At 45.9% G+C, this 2,152-nt stretch carries 3 protein-coding genes; all 3 read right to left on the bottom strand.

Features of this window, described 5'->3' with window-relative positions:
• Positions 1 to 377: 377 nt before the first annotated feature.
• The gene (locus tag KF839_RS14740) at positions 378 to 1,217 is read right to left on the bottom strand and encodes an RHS repeat-associated core domain-containing protein (RefSeq protein WP_292918587.1); all 840 of its coding nucleotides are present in this window, start codon (positions 1,215 to 1,217) and stop codon (positions 378 to 380) included.
• A gap of 40 nt (positions 1,218 to 1,257) precedes the next feature.
• The gene (locus KF839_RS14735; protein WP_292918586.1) at positions 1,258 to 1,635 is read right to left on the bottom strand and encodes a hypothetical protein; all 378 of its coding nucleotides are present in this window, start codon (positions 1,633 to 1,635) and stop codon (positions 1,258 to 1,260) included.
• Between the two features lie 7 nt (positions 1,636 to 1,642).
• Positions 1,643 to 2,152: hypothetical protein (locus KF839_RS14730; protein ID WP_292918585.1), on the bottom strand; the 510-nt coding region annotated here is incomplete at its 5' end.

Here is a 2,152-nt window from a genome sequence, read left to right as displayed (position 1 = left end):
ATTTGGATCGTAGAAGAACAAAAACCTCGGACTCAATGGATCATCTCCCTAATGATGCGTTGATCCTGGATGGCGCAAGCTTATCCACGCTACTTGCTACGGAGCAAATCCTCGTAGATACCAAATTACCAGCATTGCAACAAATTCGATCCCCCACCATTGGCCAATAATCAAAAAAATTATCACTGCAATTTTGAACAGTTTACTACCCGGGATCAACCACAAGATCAAACCGCTGATAATGACGTGTGCTATCAAAAGCACGTTGAGCAATAAGAAGTTGTCGTCACCCTGCCAGTATGTATTCTGTGCCCACAAAGTTAGTGCAGTTATGCCAGCACAGATAGCTAGAGCCACAAGTAATTTGCTAGTCATGGTCATTGACCGAAGATAATGATAGCACCTCGACGGTAGCGGTCAGAATCTCCTTCCGTTCCAGGTGCAGGTGGTCGAGTCCATCGTCTTGGGTCACTTGACAATGCCTTTAATTCGTCGACGAGCTTCTTGTCACATAATGCTTTCGGAGTGCCCGCGTCATAGCACTGATCATGGCGTTGATAACATTCATCGCCACTATCAAGGGCGGGCGCGGTTCCTGTACCCTTACCAACACCACCACTCCAGTTGCCGCCACCCCAGTTGCCATTGGTCGGACCATCGGTTACCGGGTTCCTACCGCCTGAGTTGTTCCACCAATTAGTTGCATCCAATCCCGATGGATCGATCCATCGTATAGGATTTTGCAATCCATACCCCCAAACATCCATCCCTGCCGCCAACCCAATTGGATCTGGCGAGATATACCGCCCGGTCTCCGGTTCATAATAGCGGAAATAGTTGTAATGCAGACCGGTTTCCTTATCGAAGTACTGCCCGGGGAAACGGAGGTGGTATTCAAATAGCTGGCCGTTGTTGTCCGGATCCTCGTTGGGCAAGTTAGCACCAAATGCATGAATGTTCTCCCAGCGCCAGACGATGGTGTTGGACTGATCCACGATCGCCCGCGGGGTATTGAGGTGGTCCGCGTGGATGTAATGCACCTGGATTTCGCTGGTAGCGGTGCGTTTCGTAATTACGCCGACCGGAATGTTGCCCAGCCACACAGTTTCCTGCCGGACTAACCAATCATCAGCCGGTGTAGTTGTAGCAGCTTTGTCTTGATATTCTCCGATCAGTTGCCCCGATGGATCATAGAAGAACAAAAACCTCGGACTCAACGGACCATTTTTGATGATGTGTTGATTCCAATTTATGAATTTATCGAATCAACCCCAAGGACCAGATCCCAATCCCTTTATTCCAATCATGTTCAACACAATTATCACTTGGAATTATATAAACTGCTATCCAAGTGAGAAATAAGGCATAAAAACCATAATTTTTATGCCTTGAGATAGCATGTATGATACTTATAGCTTGATTCATATGTACGAAAGGCTGATCTAGTCGAATAAGTACACTAATTTTACCGTTGCTATCTCCGGGTTCTAATGCAATCACTTCAATTATTTCACCATACAATAAACAACCATAATTTGATCCATCAATACTCTCCGATACTTCAATTTGCACTCGCTTTCCAAGTGGTGTCCAACCAAGCAAGTGTGCGAGGAAGCTTACAAGTTTTCCGAACATTTTGATTTTACCATCGTATGTTTTGTATATATTCAATACCTCCACCCGGCTGATTATTTGCAGTTTCGACTGGCCTCGGTCCTCGCACTGGCTTCCACCAGGGTGGATTTACTGATCGAACAGCAGTTGCTGGGTTATATGCAGGCAATGCAAGTTTCTCGATTGCTTGTTGACCTGTCGAATAGGGAGGTTTCCATCCCCATCCTCTTGTAAACCAAGAGGATGAATACGCAGGATTACTTGCAGGATAGTATTGCCAAAACGGTCGACCTAAATAAGCACCTGCCAATGCACCTACACCTAATACAGCGGTTGTAGTTTGAATGTTACAAGAATCAGCTAAAGCTGCAAGAGAACCAGGAATCGTATAGAACGAATTACCAGTCTGGTTTTGTTGGTTTGCCCAGTATTGTGCCGAGCTTGCAGCGGCATTCTGTAATGAAGTGGATTGCGAACCGGCATATAAAGTCGCACCGATAATTATAGGAATCCAAGCAATTTCACCTGTCGGATCAAT

The sequence above is a fragment of the Nitrosomonas sp. genome (assembly GCF_019635155.1).
Classification (GTDB): domain Bacteria; phylum Pseudomonadota; class Gammaproteobacteria; order Burkholderiales; family Nitrosomonadaceae; genus Nitrosomonas.
Note: the sequence above shows the minus strand (reverse complement) of the source record. Positions and strands in the feature narration are given on the sequence as shown.

Excerpts from the sequence above, each read along its gene's own strand:
- KF839_RS14735 (WP_292918586.1), bottom strand. The coding sequence starts at position 1,635 with ATGTTCGGAAAACTTGTAAGCTTCCTCGCACACTTGCTTGGTTGGACA.